The sequence below is a fragment of the Agrobacterium sp. 16-2014-1-2a genome, assembly GCF_053522705.1.
Genome location: NZ_JBNWBX010000001.1, coordinates 604185 through 618973 on the forward strand (window position 1 = coordinate 604185; position 14789 = coordinate 618973).

The 14789-nt window shown below is 56.1% G+C and carries 20 protein-coding genes and 2 tRNA genes; 10 read left to right on the plus strand and 12 right to left on the minus strand.

Annotation, left to right across the window (positions count from 1 at the left end; genetic code table 11):
* Positions 1–100 precede the first annotated feature (100 nt).
* From ACQZ45_RS02975 to ACQZ45_RS03000, 6 genes are all read right to left on the minus strand, one after another.
* The gene (locus tag ACQZ45_RS02975; RefSeq protein WP_065658036.1) at positions 101–556 is read right to left on the minus strand and encodes a pseudoazurin; all 456 of its coding nucleotides are present in this window, start codon (positions 554–556) and stop codon (positions 101–103) included.
* Complete coding sequence (locus tag ACQZ45_RS02980; protein WP_113291475.1) at positions 553–1374, minus strand: ABC transporter ATP-binding protein; 822 nt, start codon at positions 1372–1374, stop codon at positions 553–555. The genes ACQZ45_RS02975 and ACQZ45_RS02980 overlap by 4 nt, the downstream gene beginning before the upstream one ends.
* Positions 1371–2423, minus strand: a complete 1053-nt coding sequence (locus ACQZ45_RS02985) for a FecCD family ABC transporter permease (protein ID WP_065704973.1) — start codon at positions 2421–2423, stop codon at positions 1371–1373. Before ACQZ45_RS02985 ends, ACQZ45_RS02980 begins: the two co-directional genes overlap by 4 nt.
* A 120-nt stretch (positions 2424–2543) precedes the next feature.
* Positions 2544–3638 carry an ABC transporter substrate-binding protein gene (locus tag ACQZ45_RS02990; RefSeq protein ID WP_113291474.1) on the minus strand — a complete coding sequence of 365 codons (1095 nt, stop codon included), beginning with the start codon at positions 3636–3638 and terminating at the stop codon, positions 2544–2546.
* A 313-nt stretch (positions 3639–3951) separates the two neighbouring features.
* Positions 3952–4506, minus strand: a complete 555-nt coding sequence (locus ACQZ45_RS02995; protein ID WP_162701218.1) for a dual specificity protein phosphatase family protein — start codon at positions 4504–4506, stop codon at positions 3952–3954.
* A gap of 138 nt (positions 4507–4644) precedes the next feature.
* A complete protein-coding gene (locus ACQZ45_RS03000) occupies positions 4645–5232 on the minus strand; it encodes a YqaA family protein (RefSeq protein WP_003512594.1) in 588 nt (195 codons plus the stop codon).
* 516 nt (positions 5233–5748) lie between these two features.
* Between ACQZ45_RS03000 and ACQZ45_RS03005 the strand changes: the two genes are divergently transcribed.
* Entirely contained in the window at positions 5749–6393 is a 645-nt protein-coding gene (locus ACQZ45_RS03005; RefSeq protein ID WP_025593222.1) for an exopolysaccharide biosynthesis protein, read from the plus strand.
* A gap of 3 nt (positions 6394–6396) precedes the next feature.
* On the opposite strand, the gene ACQZ45_RS03010 is transcribed toward ACQZ45_RS03005, so the two are convergent.
* Positions 6397–6675 carry a hypothetical protein gene (locus tag ACQZ45_RS03010; protein ID WP_013635921.1) on the minus strand — a complete coding sequence of 93 codons (279 nt, stop codon included), beginning with the start codon at positions 6673–6675 and terminating at the stop codon, positions 6397–6399.
* A 176-nt stretch (positions 6676–6851) separates the two neighbouring features.
* Between ACQZ45_RS03010 and ACQZ45_RS03015 the strand changes: the two genes are divergently transcribed.
* Together ACQZ45_RS03015 and ACQZ45_RS03020 are read left to right on the plus strand one after the other, a co-directional pair.
* Positions 6852–6926: transfer RNA gene (locus ACQZ45_RS03015), tRNA-Asn, on the plus strand.
* 180 nt (positions 6927–7106) lie between these two features.
* Complete coding sequence (locus ACQZ45_RS03020; protein ID WP_448742134.1) at positions 7107–8285, plus strand: hypothetical protein; 1179 nt, start codon at positions 7107–7109, stop codon at positions 8283–8285.
* Between the two features lie 69 nt (positions 8286–8354).
* Here ACQZ45_RS03020 and ACQZ45_RS03025 read toward each other — a convergent pair whose 3' ends face one another.
* From ACQZ45_RS03025 to ACQZ45_RS03040, 4 genes are all read right to left on the minus strand, one after another.
* The gene (locus ACQZ45_RS03025) at positions 8355–8585 is read right to left on the minus strand and encodes a hypothetical protein (RefSeq protein ID WP_448742135.1); all 231 of its coding nucleotides are present in this window, start codon (positions 8583–8585) and stop codon (positions 8355–8357) included.
* Positions 8586–8765: 180 nt separating this feature from the next.
* Positions 8766–8843: transfer RNA gene (locus tag ACQZ45_RS03030), tRNA-OTHER, on the minus strand.
* 6 nt (positions 8844–8849) lie between these two features.
* Entirely contained in the window at positions 8850–9089 is a 240-nt protein-coding gene (locus tag ACQZ45_RS03035; protein ID WP_448742136.1) for a hypothetical protein, read from the minus strand.
* Positions 9086–9439, minus strand: coding sequence for a hypothetical protein (locus ACQZ45_RS03040; protein WP_448742137.1), 354 nt, complete (start codon positions 9437–9439; stop codon positions 9086–9088). The genes ACQZ45_RS03035 and ACQZ45_RS03040 overlap by 4 nt, the downstream gene beginning before the upstream one ends.
* 84 nt (positions 9440–9523) lie before the next feature.
* On the opposite strand from ACQZ45_RS03040, the gene ACQZ45_RS03045 reads away from it, so the two are divergent.
* The 3 genes from ACQZ45_RS03045 (at position 9524) to ACQZ45_RS03055 (ending at position 12044) form a co-directional block, all read left to right on the plus strand.
* Positions 9524–9778, plus strand: a complete 255-nt coding sequence (locus tag ACQZ45_RS03045) for a helix-turn-helix domain-containing protein (RefSeq protein WP_448742138.1) — start codon at positions 9524–9526, stop codon at positions 9776–9778.
* A gap of 128 nt (positions 9779–9906) precedes the next feature.
* The gene (locus ACQZ45_RS03050) at positions 9907–11004 is read left to right on the plus strand and encodes a tyrosine-type recombinase/integrase (RefSeq protein WP_448742139.1); all 1098 of its coding nucleotides are present in this window, start codon (positions 9907–9909) and stop codon (positions 11002–11004) included.
* A gap of 5 nt (positions 11005–11009) precedes the next feature.
* Positions 11010–12044 (plus strand): tyrosine-type recombinase/integrase, encoded by a 1035-nt coding sequence (locus ACQZ45_RS03055; protein WP_448742140.1) that lies wholly within the window; start codon positions 11010–11012, stop codon positions 12042–12044.
* A gap of 104 nt (positions 12045–12148) precedes the next feature.
* Here the strand turns inward: ACQZ45_RS03055 and ACQZ45_RS03060 are convergent, their stop codons facing one another.
* Positions 12149–13027 carry an Abi-alpha family protein gene (locus ACQZ45_RS03060; protein WP_448742141.1) on the minus strand — a complete coding sequence of 293 codons (879 nt, stop codon included), beginning with the start codon at positions 13025–13027 and terminating at the stop codon, positions 12149–12151.
* A 107-nt stretch (positions 13028–13134) separates the two neighbouring features.
* On the opposite strand from ACQZ45_RS03060, the gene ACQZ45_RS03065 reads away from it, so the two are divergent.
* The 4 genes from ACQZ45_RS03065 to ACQZ45_RS03080 are packed head-to-tail and all read left to right on the plus strand — an operon-like array spanning position 13135 to position 14781.
* Positions 13135–13374 (plus strand): hypothetical protein, encoded by a 240-nt coding sequence (locus ACQZ45_RS03065; protein ID WP_448742142.1) that lies wholly within the window; start codon positions 13135–13137, stop codon positions 13372–13374.
* Positions 13375–13404: 30 nt separating this feature from the next.
* Positions 13405–13650 carry a dehydrogenase gene (locus ACQZ45_RS03070; protein ID WP_448742143.1) on the plus strand — a complete coding sequence of 82 codons (246 nt, stop codon included), beginning with the start codon at positions 13405–13407 and terminating at the stop codon, positions 13648–13650.
* Positions 13640–14116 (plus strand): hypothetical protein, encoded by a 477-nt coding sequence (locus ACQZ45_RS03075; protein WP_448742144.1) that lies wholly within the window; start codon positions 13640–13642, stop codon positions 14114–14116. The genes ACQZ45_RS03070 and ACQZ45_RS03075 overlap by 11 nt, the downstream gene beginning before the upstream one ends.
* A 2-nt stretch (positions 14117–14118) precedes the next feature.
* Positions 14119–14781, plus strand: coding sequence for an SOS response-associated peptidase (locus ACQZ45_RS03080; RefSeq protein WP_448742229.1), 663 nt, complete (start codon positions 14119–14121; stop codon positions 14779–14781).
* Positions 14782–14789 lie beyond the last annotated feature (8 nt).

Below are 14789 nucleotides of genomic sequence, written 5' to 3' on the forward strand. Positions count from 1 at the left end.
GTGATTGCAGCCAATTTTTTCGTGTGGGCTGCTTCACACACACCCGGCGAGCGAGATAAGAGGGACCGAGCGTCCCATCCGGTCGAGCACGGAGATGGCGTCATTGCGCCGGCGTTAGCTGTGCCAGAGCCGCGTCCAGTCTTTCGCCCTTCATGACCAGTTTGGGGCGCAGCTTCTCCGCCTTTTGCCTGACCGCTTCCAGATTGACGGGCTTGCCGACCTGGATCACACCGATCATCGCCATCATCAGATGCGGCGGGCAATAATAGAGATAGACGCCTTCCTTCTCGACGGTAACGGTGAAGGCCTCATCGAGCTTGCCTTTCCACGGCGTTACGCCTTCCGGAACGGCATAGGACTGCACGTAATGGCTGGAATTTTGCGGCACGAAGGTGATGGTGTCGCCGGGCTCTGCCTTTACATAGGAAGGCTCAAACACCATGCTGCCGTCCGTGCCGTAATTGAGCATCAGCACCTTGTGTTCGGCAGCAAAGGACGGCGCGACAGAAAAGGTTACGGCCAGAGCCGCGGCAAACGTCATCAAAAATCGTTTCATGCAATTATTCCTTCAAGGGTTTTGAAATGTTCGGGCAGCGGGTCGCCAGCCGGCTGGATGACGGGATTGCCGCGCCTGTCCCGCAAAACTTCCACCGTCACCCCGTAGGTCTCGGAAATGAGTTTCGGCGTGACGATATCTCCCGGCGCGCCGGTCGCCTTCAATGCGCCATCGGAAATCACCAGCAGGTTATCGGCATATTGGCAGGCGAGGTTGAGATCATGCAGCACGACCAGCGTTACCCAGCCATTGGCGCGGGTTTCCTGCCGCACCAGATCGAGAAGCGCCACCTGGTGTTTGAGGTCCAGCGCGCTGACCGGCTCGTCCAGCAGCATCGCCTGCGGCTCGCGCATCAGAACCTGCGCGAAAAGCGCCATCTGCCGCTGCCCGCCGCTGAGGGAGGCGATCTCCCTGCCCGCCAGATGCGCTATGCCCGCCTGATGCAGGCGTGTCATGGCCAGGTTGAGCGTCTCGTCGTCAATATGCAACGACAGACGCCCGAACCGGCCGAGTGCCACCACCTCCAGCACGCTGAGCGCAATATCGGCCGTGGTGTCCTGCGGCATGTAGGCAAAGCCATCGCGCCACTGCCTTATATACCGCCCCGCCCGCTCCCCGGCCCGAAGACGGCGGTCGCCGAGGCTGATCGAACCGGCAGCAAGTGGCAGATCGCCGAAGATCGCTCTCAGAAGGGTCGTCTTGCCCGTTCCGTTTGGGCCGATGATGGCATGAATATGCCCCGCCTCCAGACGCGCCGACAGCCCTTTCACAACAGTCTGTCCGCCGCGCTCGGCGGAAATCGAATCGAGAACCATCATCGGCCGCGCCTCTTCGGAGCGAAAATCAGCCACATCAGAAACGGCACGCCGACAATGGCCGTGACGATGCCAACCGGGAACAGCGCACCGGGAACGATCGATTTGGAGAGGATCGAGGCAGCTGACAGCATCAGCGCGCCGCTCAGCACCGACATGGGCAGGAAGAAGCGCTGATCCTCGCCCACAGTCATGCGGGCGATATGCGGCGCGACCAGCCCGATAAAACCGATAACGCCGACGAAGCTGGTGGCCGTCGCGGTCATGATGGCAACGATGACGAGAACCTTCATGCGCAGCCAGCGGACATTGATGCCGAGGCTTGCCGCCCGCATCTCCCCCATTCTGAGCGCGGTCAGCTTCCAGCAATCCGCCATCAGCAGGGCGCAGCAGAGGGCGGTCACGGCAGCGGTCAGGCCAAGCGTCGGCCAGGTCGCCTTGGTCAGGCTGCCGAACAGCCAGAAAAGGATCTGCTGGGACAGCTCCGGTGAGGACAGGAACTGGATGAGCGACAGCAGCGACTGAAACAGGAAAAGAAGCGCGATGCCGCCGAGAATGATGGTTTCGGTCGTCATCTGCCGCATGGAGGCCAGCGTGAAGAGAAAAAGTGCTGCGAGCATGGAAAAGACGAACGCGCCCAGCGGAACGGCAATCATGGCATCCAGCCCAAGACCGCCAAGCGCCAGTACCAGCGCCGCACCGAAACCGGCCGCTGCGGCCATACCGAGCGTATAGGGGCTCGCCATGGGATTATTGAGCAGGGTCTGCATTTGCGCGCCGCCTGCCCCGAGTGCCGCACCGACGGCAAGCGCCATCAACGCCATGGGTAGGCGAAGGCCGCGCACGATGGAATCGGTCATGGCGGCCCGTTCGCCAAGGCCGGTCAGCGACTTCACCACTTCGGCGGGCGACAGCAGCGAAGGACCAGTGGCGATATCGAGAACGAGGCTCACTGCCATCAATACGAAGAAGATAGAGACGACACGCCAGCGACGGCGCTCGCGCAGCCGGTGCGCACCGATGGCCTCGGCGTTGCGGGCAGCAATTGTCATGAAAACCTGCCTGAAAGGACTGTCTGGAAAAGCGGACGCCGCAACGGCGGCGTGCGCGAGATTTCGCCACTGTGGCGGCGAAGAAAGCACGTTTCTGCGCCGCCACAGGCAAGCGCGATATCAATCCTTGACGGCGATGGCGAAAGTGCCTTGAGGCGTTACCGGAAGGTACTTCTTGTAATAGCCGAGATAGTTGGCGATCGGATCGACATCCTTGAACTGCTCGGGATATAGCTGCTTTGCGATGTACTGAACCATGGCGAAATCGGAGAGCGTGCGCGACGCACCCTGGTAAACACCGAACAGCTGGCCGTTCTTGATGGCGGGCAATTCGCTCCAGCCCTGACGGGCCTCAAATGCCTTGAGTTTCTCGCCTGCGTCTGCCGCCTTCACCGCCTGTCCCATGGGCAGCGCTGCCGGGTTTTTGTTGTTTTCGCGACCGGAAATGAAGATGGCGTCAGGCTTGGACGCCAGAACCTGTTCTGGATTGATCGGTCCCCACCATTCGACGAAGGGAGCGGCAATGTTGTCGCCGCCAGCCGCCGTGGACATGGCGCCCCACATGTTCTTGCCGTAGGTGAAAGAATATTCGGCCGGGCCCTTGTTGCCGAACTCGACATAGACCTTCGGTTTCGGCTTTCCGGACTTGGCGACCCGGTCAGCGACCTCTTTCAGCGAACCGGCATAGAAGTCGGCAATTTCCTTGCCACGCTTCTCCTGGCCGGTCAGGTCGCCAAAAAGCCGGGTCGAGGCGACGTGCCGCTCGACCGTCTGGGCGTTGTAGTCGACGACGACGACGGGAATGCCCTCCTCTTCCAGACGATCGGCATCGAGACCAAGCGCTTTGTATTGCCAGTCTGCCAGAATCACCAGATCGGGATTGAGGCTCAACACTTTTTCGACCGAGAAAGTCTGCGCTTCCACTTCACCGACATCGACAATGTCGGCAAGCGAGGCGCGATGCGCGAGATGCATCTTCCAGTTGGCGGGTACCCAGCCTTCCCAGGCTTCGCGAGAAATGCCGACGACGGAATCATAGGCTTTCTCGCCGCCGACCGCCATGTAGTCCTCGAAGTAGAAACCGAGAACAACGCGCTTTGCTGGAAGGTCAACCTTCACTTCGCGTCCGATGACATCTGTGATGGTCTTTTGTTCAGCCATTACATAAGGGGCGGTAAAGAGAATAGACAAGAGCGATGCGGCAAGGCCGCTCATAAATGATTTTGGTGTCATGATGCGATCCAGAAGTTGAAACAACGTCGCTCTACAAAAGATGATTAAAGGAGTCAACTTAATTGTTGGATCGCATAAGTTACTAATATATAAACAAAAAATGTGATTCCCGACGAACCCTGAGAGGGACAAATCGGGTCGCCTGATGTAAAGACAGGCTGCGTCGTTGAGAACTCAACAGTTAAGAAACCAAGCGTTTGGGCCCCGTCCCGACCGTTGCGCGATCAGAACAGAACGCAAAATCCCGCTTCAGGAGATCGATCAGCAATTTTGCGGATGTTATGCCCGACCGTTTTCAAAACTCGTTTGAAGCAATTGTGAAGTCGTCGGCGATCGACATGTGTTCGACATTTTCCCAGGTCTGGTCCATGGCATAGGTCTCAGACAGATAGGGGATGCCGATATGGCCGTAGCGGACGGAAAGCTGGCTCTCAGCCGCCTTTTCACCGAGATACGCGACGCGGCCGAGATAAAGCGCGGTCGCAAGGCCTGTCCTGTCCGCACCGGACTTACAATGGATGAGGATGGGTTTCGGCGCATCACGCATGATCGCGACCAACTGGTTCACCTTGGCCATGTCGAGTTCGTGGCGGGCTGACATGCCAAAATCGATATGGGTCAACCCAAGCTCGCGCGAGGTTTTGATCTCATCCTTGTACCAGTCCTCGGATTCATTCTCTCCGCGCAGATTGATGACCGTCTTGATGCCATGGTCCCTGGTATAGCGGACCAGCTGCTCACTGCTTGGCTGGTTGGAGCGGTAAAGCTGCCCCGCCACCACCTCGTGAAAGTTGCCGAGAAGCTGGATAGCAAGGAGATAACCGCCTGCGGCAAGCACAGCAATACCCATGCCCCCCAAGGAGCACTTCCATAATCTTCGCATAATAAATCGGTTCTCTCATTGGACGAGACAACCGATACAGCTGGATTCTGACAGTAGGCTGAAAGTTATGCGACAGTATTGTAAGAGTAGAAAAACTGCGTTTCGTCAGCGCACGAAAACGTAGACCGCATAGATGGCGATGAGCGCTGCGGCCACTGCGGCGGCGATAACACCAAGGCGTTTTTCGATGAAGTGGCGCACCGGTTCACCGTATCTTTGCAGCAACCCGGCGAGGATGAAAAAGCGCGCGCCGCGCGTGACGACAGCCGAGAGAATGAACAGGCCGAGGCTGATATTGGCCGCACCGGAGAGGATGGTGACAACCTTGATCGGCGGCAGATGCGCAAAGCCCGATGTCACCAGCAGGAGAATGATGGTCTCGTAATTTACCGAATTCTTGAGCTGCTCGAAGCTGTCCAGCTTGCCGTAAAATTCCAGAATTGGCCGCGCGATACTCTCGAAAGCATAGTGGCCGAGAAACCAGCCGGCAATGCCACCGAGAACGGAAGCGACCGTTGCCACGAGCGCATAAAACATCGCCTTTTTTGGCTTTGCCAGCACCATGGGCAGGAAAAGCACATCCGCCGGCACAACGAAGACGGAGCTTTCGACGAAGGCCACGATCGCCAGCCACCACACGGCGCTTTTGCGCGCGGCAAGCGCCATCGTCCAGGCATAGATGTTTTTCAGCATTTCATGTCCCCGGGGAAGATCGTTTTAGACCGAAGGCAAGGCGGGAGCCAAGGCATCTCAGTGGCGGTTTGTCAGCGGCGGACGGTCTGACTATCGACCGCCGCCAAATCAGGATTAGAGACAACGCAAGAGAATGGCAAATGTTGGAAGATTTATTTTTTGCGTTGCGGCAAACGAGAAAAACAAACAATTCCAGACCGCAGCGGCGGATGGTTGCTGCGATGCGAAATTTCATCCTCAGGTAGATAAACCGGCCTTTTCGCGGTAGAATAAGGTGTGGCGGAAAGAGGAGGAAGTTATCATGGACTATGTAAGCTTCATTACGTCGATCAATCCGGTCATACTGGTCATCCTGCTGATTGTTCTTCTCGCAGGCGCCTACAGCAGCTGGGTTTCCCACTGACAAAGGCGGGCAGCAGCACCGGTCCGAAAAGACGCCGATTTTCCATCGGCGGTAGGCATTCGGCCGGATGAATGTTATCAAACCCGGAGTTAAAGCAACTTCCGGGAAGCCTGATGTCGAACGAATTCGCATTCACTGATACGTCTGAAAAGCTCAGCACCACGCTCGAAAAGCTGATTGGGAAACTGCAAGGTCAGACGATCACATTGCGCGAGCTGATGGAAGCAATCGGCGAACAGGGCCTGTTGCTCATCTGTGCCATAGCTTCCCTGCCCTTCCTCATTCCGGTCTCTATTCCCGGCGTCAGCACCGTGTTTGGCGCAGCTATCATTCTCGTCAGTCTGGCCATCACCCTCAACCGTCTGCCATGGCTACCGGCCAGGATTCTCGACCGGCAGATGGAAACGGCAAAGCTGGTGCCGGCACTGCAGAAAGGCGTCGCCATAGTCTCCAGGCTCGATCGCTTCATCCGCCCGCGCCTTCCGGCGCTGACGGCGGGCATCGTCGCCAATAGAGTGAACGGACTTGCGCTGATGACCGCTGGCGTGTTGCTGATGATGCCGCTCGGCTTCATTCCCTTCTCCAACACCCTGCCTGGCGTCGCCATCCTGCTTTTTTCGGCGGGTATGATCCAGAGGGACGGCGTGACCGTTCTCGGCGGGTATCTGTTTCTCGTCCTGACGGCAATTTATTTTGCAGCACTCGCCTATGCCGCCTTCTGGGCCGGACAGGGCCTCAGCAGCTCGATGGGCGGCTGAGCCTTATTGTCCACCTCTATTGCGGGTGTTGCGGCCATTGCGTCGCGATGCCCACCAGACTGCCAGCCGCCGCCGCCTGCGGCGAACCGCCGGCAAATCGTGGGAAAGCACGATAAGACCAAGCGGGACCATCCAGAAACCGAGGATGGGCAAAAACCCGAGCGTTCCGCCCACCACCAGCGCCGAGCCGGTGGCGATCCTGCCGACGCGCGAACGCGGCATGGCAACGCTCCATTTTCCGAGATTGAGACGACCCGTTCTGTGGTCCATTCCAAATTTCATTCCATACTGCCCTTTAAGATCTGGCCTGTGGATAATTTTTTCACCGTCGATAAGCCCGGAAAATCGGGACTCCGGCGAGATAAAACAAGATGAATGCGTTTTTTTTGAAAAAAGCGCTTGGCAAATCGGAAAAGCATTTGTATTACCCCGCTCACACCGCGCCAAGCAGCGCACGTTCCCTGGTAGCTCAGCGGTAGAGCATTCGACTGTTAATCGACAGGTCGCCGGTTCGAATCCGGCCCGGGGAGCCATTTTTTCTTTCAAGCATCTGATTTGCTTGAAGATTTTGATACCGCTGAAAATTTCCCCGCTTTCCCTCCCCGCTTTTGGCGTGCACTCTTTTGTGGATAACCTCGCGTAATTAAACGAGTTGTGATTTGTGTTGTTCCGTTAGCGTATAGTGGCTCATGTCTCGTGAGCGCGATGGTGGAATGAAAACGGACAAACTCCAGAATATTCTACGCGATTTGGACGTGCGACTACGGCGCTCAGAGGGAGAGATGCGATCGGCGTCGTCAAACCCAGAGTCCATTCGAGAAATGCTGACGCGCTTTTCCCACCTTAAATCAAACATCCGTAGATTATCGTCTAAGCCGGATGCCATTAACTTCGATGAGGTTCAGGCGCTTGATCTCCAAATTGATCAACTGGCAGATGCTGCAGCCCGCACGAGATCGACGTTACTGACATCGCATCCTTTGCACAGGGTTCTCGGAGATATCGTCCACAACGGCGCAGGTCTTTCCCGGCTCACGTCTGGCATGAAAATTGGCCTCAATCAGATCACGCCTGATAATCTCCTCGAAATGACGCCAGGCCAAAAAACTGCCGCGTTCCAATTCGACTATCAGAACGATGCCTTGGTGGTAATTGATCAACCCTTGAGGTCTAGTGAGCGGGAACGAGATTTCGCTGAGGCGGCGATTGAATCGGCGGTGGAGCACGGCGCCTACGTACTCGCCGATCTCGAGGGCACAAACGTCTCACCAAGACTTCGGGCCGCTTTTACCTCACTTCAGGCAACGTTAGAGGCGCACAAAAACATCGTGCAAATTGGCCAGAAAGCGCAAATTTGCGGACGGATGGTGAATTCAGAAATCGATGAGCTCTCGTCCACCTTGGCAGCGCTATTGATTGGCCATATCGAAATGGTGACTGACGCTCTTTCACAATTTGAGGACTGGCGCATCTATTGTGAGAATGCTGCTGCTCTAAAAGTCACCCAGGGTACCATCAACGACATGATCGATGGCGCCCGCGAAATCGTTGTGTTAATTCGGGATAACCAAGCGGTAGCACCAGAAGTCGGTGATGCCTTGAAGACGGTCTCGCATTGGGCAGATGGCCCAAACCCCGACAGGCGAGACGTACTTTCCCTAGCCAGAACGATTGAGAATTTTTTCGCAGCTGTAGTTCGGTACGCATTTCGCTTTGCGAAAGACGTGGCCACGGACGTGAGAAAACAAATAGTCACTGGCGTGGCGATTCTGATTGTAACTACGATGACGGTGAACCTAGTTCCGGCTTTATCAAAAATCCCCGGTGCGGAGTGGGTGCAGCCAGCGGCCAACTACCTCCGAGCGCTCGCCACCAGCAAACTAACTCCATAAAAACCCGCCAGTTGGTGATTCTGGCGGGCCACGAGGCGTCGGCAGGCGTCGGCAGGCGTCGGCAGGCGGTCAGAGAAGGCTGGCAACGTAAACGTCGATGACTTCTACAGTCGCATCAGTCTCTCCGTTAATCAACGAGCGACCGACCTTTCGCTTCTCTCCAACAGCATAGTTCTCGGCCTGACCGCGTTTTTCAGTTTTGTGGCTGCGGCTCGTGCCGTCGGCGAAAAGCGTCACGACTTCAAACTTCTTGGGAGCGGCGAGGCGGGTAGCAATAAGGTTCGCGATTTCCGGGTTCATGAAGGTCTCCTCGGTTGATTGATTACCACCCCCGGCCCGCGCAGTGGTGGAGCGCGTGGTGCAGCTGGTGAGGCCATTAGGCCGGGGGTATAGGCAACTGGAATAAAGGACCGCGCGCAGCCCGAAGGCGCGCTGCGGCAAGGTGGCTGGCCTTGCATGTCATAAGGCCAGCTGGGAAAGTGGAGCCCCTGGCCCGATTCGAACGGGCGTCATCCTCTACGGCTTCGCGGGGTAGAAGACCCGGACCGATACAGGGGCAAATATTTAGTGCTTCTTGCGCTCTTTCGCCCACACTTCCCTCAGGACGTCCAGACGCGCCTCAATCTCCTCAATCCTTTCACCGGCGAGATCTGCCGTAGCGCATATGGCGCCTAGTGCCACAGTGCTCGCAGGGTCCGCGCCTTGCGCAGCGATTGATATCAGATGAACAACCTTGCGGACTTCGCGGAGCAAAGTAGCAGCGTCATCTAAAGCGAGTGGGCCGGGGTCAAAGTTATAGGTCATGACCGAGCCTCCGCGCGCATCGCAGCCCACTCATCATCACGGAACTTGAAGAGTTCGCGAACCGCTATCGCTGCCGCTTCTTCCTCATCACAGATGATCCCGTGCGGATCCTCAATGAGCATGGCAGCAAAGCGAAACTTCCCAGCAATGTCAGCCTCGGTCTTCACCGGTGCTTCAATAACCGACCGCCGCACTATGCCCGCCGCTTCGGTTATATGGTCCATGGCGTCGTCAGGCATGTTGCCAACGCGACTGCCAATCGTGTCGAGCTCGATATAAAGGCGGGTCATGCGGGATATGAAGCTTTCTGACATGCCTTCGGCGTTCGCCGGTAATGCGTCGTTTACCATATTCTGGATCCCTTATTGATTAATTTAGCTCATTGAGATAACTATTAATCAATAAGGTTAATGCGTCAAGCGGAAATATTCACAATGAGCGAATTTAATCAAATTTCGGGCAAACAAATTGCGGCGGCACGTGCGTTGCTTGGCATTGGTCAAGTCGAGCTTGCTGGAAAGGCGAACATTTCGGCGCCTACCCTACGCAGAATGGAGGCGAGCGAAGGCGGGGTGTCGGGCATGACCAACAATGTGGCGGCCGTTGTTCAAGCCCTTCTTGATCTCGGCATTATCTTCATCCCGTCTAACGGCAACGGACCGGGCGTGAGGCTTCGCGAGCGCACTTGACCCGCATACACGATCCCGCATAACCTACCTTCGCGATCACCAACCGCACATCACCACATCGAGGAGACACAGCGAAGCTTTCGGCATTGGTGCCGGCGGGAATCGGTTTATCGTTGTGGAGTGGTGCATTGCCCCTCAAACTCATCAAACGCAATGACAGCCCATCGTGGTGGCTTCGCGGCACGGTTCGCGGTACCCGGGTCTACAAGTCATCGCGCACAGATAACAGAGACGCAGCAGACGCCATCAGGATCATTCTTGAGCGCGAACTCCTTGAGGAATCAATCTTTGGAAAGCGCCTCACCGTCACGTTTGAAGATGCCGCGGTAGCCTACATCACCGCTGGCGGCTCGACACGCTTTCTAAAGCCTGTTCGCGAGCTTCTGGGAAAGCGCGAAATTCGCACTATCAAGCAGATCGATATCGATAGTGCTGCCCGAAAACTCCATCCGCGCGCGGTGGCGGCCACACTTAACAGGCAGGTCTACACGCCGTTCATCGCCGTTTGGAATCATGCCGCTTTGTGCGACTGGGCCGAGTTGAGGAAATGGAGGCGGCCATCGGCCCGTAAAGGCACCATCCTCGCCGAAACAATCCAGCGTGCCGGCGGCGTAGCCGTGAGTTACGAACGTGCTGAGGCGTTCGTTGCCGCCTTCCCTCCATCTCCAGCAATGATTTTTACGGCCTTATTCTACACAGGAATGCGACCGATTGAATTGCTGTCGTTGTGCAGGAAGGACGTTCTCCTCGACCGTCGCTGGATTGTGGTTCGATCGTCAAAAACCGGTGAGCCTAGGGGCGTGCCGATGCACGAGTTCCTTGTGCCACTGTTCTCTTCGCTTCTGGATCGGAATGATGGTCTGGAGCAGGTGTTCAGAAGTTTCAGGGGTCGCCCTTATCGGGCAGGAGGCAACCGTGGCGGTCAATTCTCATCGACGATCAAGAGCGCGCGCCGCAAAACTGGCATCATCGATGTTAGTGCGTACACGGCCAGACACACCGTTTCGACGCAGCTGGTCATAAATGGCGTTCATCCGCACATCAAAGACCAGATCCTGGGCCATGCGGTCGATAGCATGTCACGGCGATACACGAGTGTTCCGCAGGGTCCGCTGATAGAGGCGATCAACACCTTACCTGTGCCCGAAGCGTGGAGAAATCTGTGGTGGTGGCGTGATCCGCTCCATGCGTCGCGAGTGCAGTCGATCACGGGTGCGCGGACCTGAGCAAGATGTCAACAAGCCTAAAAGGCCTTTCCAAGGTCAAGAAGTCGCTCGCCAGCGGCAAGACCATCACATATTGCTACGCTTGGCGCGGCGGCCCGCTGCTCAAGAACGACAAGGGCGAGCCCATCCAGCCGGGCGATCCACTTCTTTCTGGTGCATTTAGGCAGGCCCACGAGCAGCGCAGATCGCCCTCACCTACCAACCTATCGGCGCTTATAACGTTCTATCGCGGCTCTTCTGATTTTCGGCGAACCAAGCTCAGCACGCGTCACGAATACGATCGATATCTCGATAAAATCCGAATGCAGTTCGGCGGCCTATCGCTTGAGGAGCTACACCAGCCGCCGACGCGCGGCGCGTTTAAGGAATGGCGGGATTCTTTCGCGAGCACCCCAAGGACGGCGGACTTTGCGTGGATGATTTTGGTTCGTGTGCTGTCATTTGCAAAAGACCGAGGAATGATCTCGGTCAACATCGCAGAACGAGGCGGCCGACTGTACCGCTCGACGAGACGCGATCAGACGTGGGCTGACGCCGACGTAGCGGCTTTCGAGGCCGTGGCGCCTGTCTACATGCGTTTAGCCATTCAGTTGGCGTTGTGGACCGGCCAGCGCAAAGGAGACCTTCTGCGGCTCTCCTGGCGCGATTTCGACGGCACCAATCTCCGCTTCACTCAGTCGAAAACGAAGGCGCGCGTTTTGGTGCCCATGGGATACCTCGCCGAGGTCCTTCGCTCCCAGAGTGACAGTGGCACCATCCTTCGAAACAGTCGCGGCGCAGCTTGGACAAGCGATGGGTTCAACACCTCTTGGAGAAAGTGTTGCGCAAGGGCCGGAATAACCAGCCTCACCTTCCACGACCTACGCGGTACGGCGATCACGCGGATGGCGCTGGCCGGTTGCACAGTACCGGAGATCGCCGCGGTGACCGGTCATAGCTTGAAGGATGTCGAGACTATCCTCGACATGCACTATCTCGGAGGGCGAGCGGAGCTGGCAGCGAGTGCTATGCGGAAGATGGTGGCTCTGAAATGTGACTGAGGCCACCGTTAGATAGTACTCCCTCAAAGGAACGCACATCGGTCGGAGTATAGTGGCCCGCGTACATACAACTTGTCTGGTCGCCTGATGACGACCAGCGGACATCAACGGCCAGCAATATCGTAGCTTGGGAGGATACATGTTTCCGCAAACTCAGCACCTAGCCGCGTGACGCTAGCTCCGACAATTGCTACGGTCAGAGGAGTTGCTTTGAGTATCCCAGATATCTCGAAAGAAAAACTACCAGAGTCCAAGATGCCGTGATACACGAGGACGTCCGTCGCGCTCAATACTTCAAACTCTCCCAGCTCTGAAAATATTCCATCAGAGAAATAAAGTATCGGCTTGGTTCCGACCGCGTCTGTCTCAAACGCGTTGTAAAAATAAATCTCATAGGTCGATACGCCCGCATTGGAAAGATTTACTTTTACATTTCTTTCTACCTCTTCCTTTCTCCTGAGGAATTCTCCAACGGTCACGTTATTCTTGAATACTTCGCGCAAAGCCGAAACAACTTCCCCGATAGGGGCTTTCCTGAATACTCCTACGCTCTCGTAAACAAAGGAAATATCAGCTTTCTGATCGGATTCATCGAAAACAATCCGATTCAAAAGTTTAGCTTCTCGTACGGTAATCTCCCGTAAAATTCTTGTGAAAATCAAGTGGTCCGATTTTAGCTCCTCGGCGGCAGAGGAAAGCAAATTGGCCCACTCATTGGTCAGGTCGGTGGAGCCGCCGTCCTCAGTGTGATCTGGTTCTAAAGAACACCCCTCCATGAACGGTAGGAAAAACTTCAGCGGTGGGCACGAGAGCGTTCCACCTCGTTTAGCTGCAATTTCCCGCGCTCTTTCGAGTGTTTTTATCGCGCTCTTCCACCGCAAGTATCGAACTTTGTCTGCGATCAACTGGCTAAGCTCTGAAAGAGGAGTCCCAAGAGTAGTTGTTATAGCCTTCCCAATTTCAAGAGCGACTTTATCTTCCATGGTCCTCTCCGGCCCGCCGATTCTCGTCTCCGTTCATATCACGGAAACCTCTACTTGACTCCTCTCTAAAATGAGAACATTTGTAGAACAAACGAGGAGTACGCGAGATGGCCGATGAAGAAAAAATCATTGTAGTGCAGTTTAAAAAAGGCCGCGCAGGCATTGTGCCTGGCGAAATGCGACCCGCCTCTAACGCCGCATCCGCGGAGAAAATGGCAGGAGCAATGGCATCGCACCACATCGGCGTAGCGGCCTACGCTGTCACCGTAGACGAGGAAAGTGGCGCTATGGCAAACCCGCGTCTGCTGGTTTCACATGGGCAGATTTCGGACTTGATGCCAGACTGATTTACCGGCGCGGGGGCGCGCGCCTTTTTCATGACAAGGGAAGTTTTTGCGGCTCTGAAAAAGGAGAATGAGGACGTGCGCCCAGAATTACAAAGGCCGAAAGCAGACCCAATTGACCACATCATCGCATGGCACGATGGCGACAGCCGCGCAGCTATTGAGACGCTTATGGAGGACATTCTGCATCTGAGGATGCAGTTGGCTTTGGCGACGGCTGCGATGGGCCGTGGCTTCACTAGGGGATGGATGCCGGAAGCAGATCGAGATGCCAATTGAGGGAGCTTATGTGCTGTCCGAATACGGCGGCGAGCCGGTGGGCGTGTTGTGCGAGGATTGCGAGCTTCTGAAGTTCATCTGCTCGGGAGAGCTTATGATCGAATATGGCGACCACTCAATGCCATCCCTGCTCAACAAGATAGCGAAAGACATAATCAAGTGTCCCCGTCCCTTCGAAGGATTTTCAGATCGATGCAGACTTAGATACCACGCCCGCGCACGCAGCCTCATCGAAACATTGAAACAAGCGCCGCCGACGGCCGTTAAGGTCAAGGAAATACGGAACTGGGAGATTGTCGTTGCCAAGTGCAACTACTGCGGTCACGTTTCGAATATCCAGCATTGGCAACTGAACCGCGTGGCTAAAACCGATACCACCGTCGACGATATTGCCAAGCGGCTAAAGTGCAAAAGGTGCAACACCAAGGGTGACGTCAAAATCACCATAGCCAAGATGCCGAGGTGAGCATGTGTAATCTATACCGTGTGAAGACCAATCAGGAATCGATCCGCGACATCGTGGGCACCATGCAGGAGCGGCTTAACCTCGAGCCTGACATAGAGATCTACCCGGACCGATCGGCTCCAGTAGTGCGAAACGGCGACAATGGCCGGGAACTCGCCGGCCTGACTTGGGGGATGCCCTCGCCGCAGTTCGTCACGCAGGGGAAGCCGGATACGGGTGTCACAAACATCCGTAATGTGACGTCGCCTCACTGGCGGCGCTGGCTTCGGCCTGAGAACAGATGCGTGGTGCCGTGGACAATGTTCTGCGAATGGGAAGATACCCAACCCCGGAAGACGAAACGCTGGTTTGCGATCAACGAAGCGGCACCGCTGGCATTCTTCGCCGGCATATGGACCGAGTGGAACGGTGTTCGCGGTTCAATGAAGAACCCGCGCGGTGGAGAACACCAGCTTTTTGCGTTCCTGACGACCGACCCGAACAGCGTCGTCAAGCCCATCCACCCGAAGGCCATGCCGGTAATCCTGACAAATAAAGATGAAATTGAGACATGGCTTACGGCGCCGTGGGAGGAAGCGAAAGTACTTCAGCGGCCATTGCCTGACAACAGTCTTGTGCTGCTGCCAGTGGAGGAAGAAAGGCCGCAACAGGATCTATTTGGATAGGAGGCAAA

Coding starts and splice junctions, on each gene's coding strand:
- ACQZ45_RS03070 (WP_448742143.1), top strand. CDS start 13,405: ATGACAAGGGAAGTTTTTGCGGCTCTGAAAAAGGAGAATGAGGACGTG.
- ACQZ45_RS03035 (WP_448742136.1), bottom strand. CDS start 9,089: ATGACCTATAACTTTGACCCCGGCCCACTCGCTTTAGATGACGCTGCT.
- ACQZ45_RS03045 (WP_448742138.1), top strand. CDS start 9,524: ATGAGCGAATTTAATCAAATTTCGGGCAAACAAATTGCGGCGGCACGT.
- ACQZ45_RS03040 (WP_448742137.1), bottom strand. CDS start 9,439: ATGGTAAACGACGCATTACCGGCGAACGCCGAAGGCATGTCAGAAAGC.
- ACQZ45_RS03000 (WP_003512594.1), bottom strand. CDS start 5,232: ATGCTGAAAAACATCTATGCCTGGACGATGGCGCTTGCCGCGCGCAAA.
- ACQZ45_RS02990 (WP_113291474.1), bottom strand. CDS start 3,638: ATGAGCGGCCTTGCCGCATCGCTCTTGTCTATTCTCTTTACCGCCCCT.
- ACQZ45_RS02980 (WP_113291475.1), bottom strand. CDS start 1,374: ATGATGGTTCTCGATTCGATTTCCGCCGAGCGCGGCGGACAGACTGTT.
- ACQZ45_RS03080 (WP_448742229.1), top strand. CDS start 14,119: ATGTGTAATCTATACCGTGTGAAGACCAATCAGGAATCGATCCGCGAC.
- ACQZ45_RS03075 (WP_448742144.1), top strand. CDS start 13,640: ATGCCAATTGAGGGAGCTTATGTGCTGTCCGAATACGGCGGCGAGCCG.
- ACQZ45_RS02985 (WP_065704973.1), bottom strand. CDS start 2,423: ATGACAATTGCTGCCCGCAACGCCGAGGCCATCGGTGCGCACCGGCTG.
- ACQZ45_RS03020 (WP_448742134.1), top strand. CDS start 7,107: ATGAAAACGGACAAACTCCAGAATATTCTACGCGATTTGGACGTGCGA.
- ACQZ45_RS03010 (WP_013635921.1), bottom strand. CDS start 6,675: ATGAAATTTGGAATGGACCACAGAACGGGTCGTCTCAATCTCGGAAAA.
- ACQZ45_RS03005 (WP_025593222.1), top strand. CDS start 5,749: ATGTCGAACGAATTCGCATTCACTGATACGTCTGAAAAGCTCAGCACC.
- ACQZ45_RS03025 (WP_448742135.1), bottom strand. CDS start 8,585: ATGAACCCGGAAATCGCGAACCTTATTGCTACCCGCCTCGCCGCTCCC.
- ACQZ45_RS02975 (WP_065658036.1), bottom strand. CDS start 556: ATGAAACGATTTTTGATGACGTTTGCCGCGGCTCTGGCCGTAACCTTT.
- ACQZ45_RS03055 (WP_448742140.1), top strand. CDS start 11,010: ATGTCAACAAGCCTAAAAGGCCTTTCCAAGGTCAAGAAGTCGCTCGCC.
- ACQZ45_RS02995 (WP_162701218.1), bottom strand. CDS start 4,506: ATGGGTATTGCTGTGCTTGCCGCAGGCGGTTATCTCCTTGCTATCCAG.
- ACQZ45_RS03065 (WP_448742142.1), top strand. CDS start 13,135: ATGGCCGATGAAGAAAAAATCATTGTAGTGCAGTTTAAAAAAGGCCGC.
- ACQZ45_RS03060 (WP_448742141.1), bottom strand. CDS start 13,027: ATGGAAGATAAAGTCGCTCTTGAAATTGGGAAGGCTATAACAACTACT.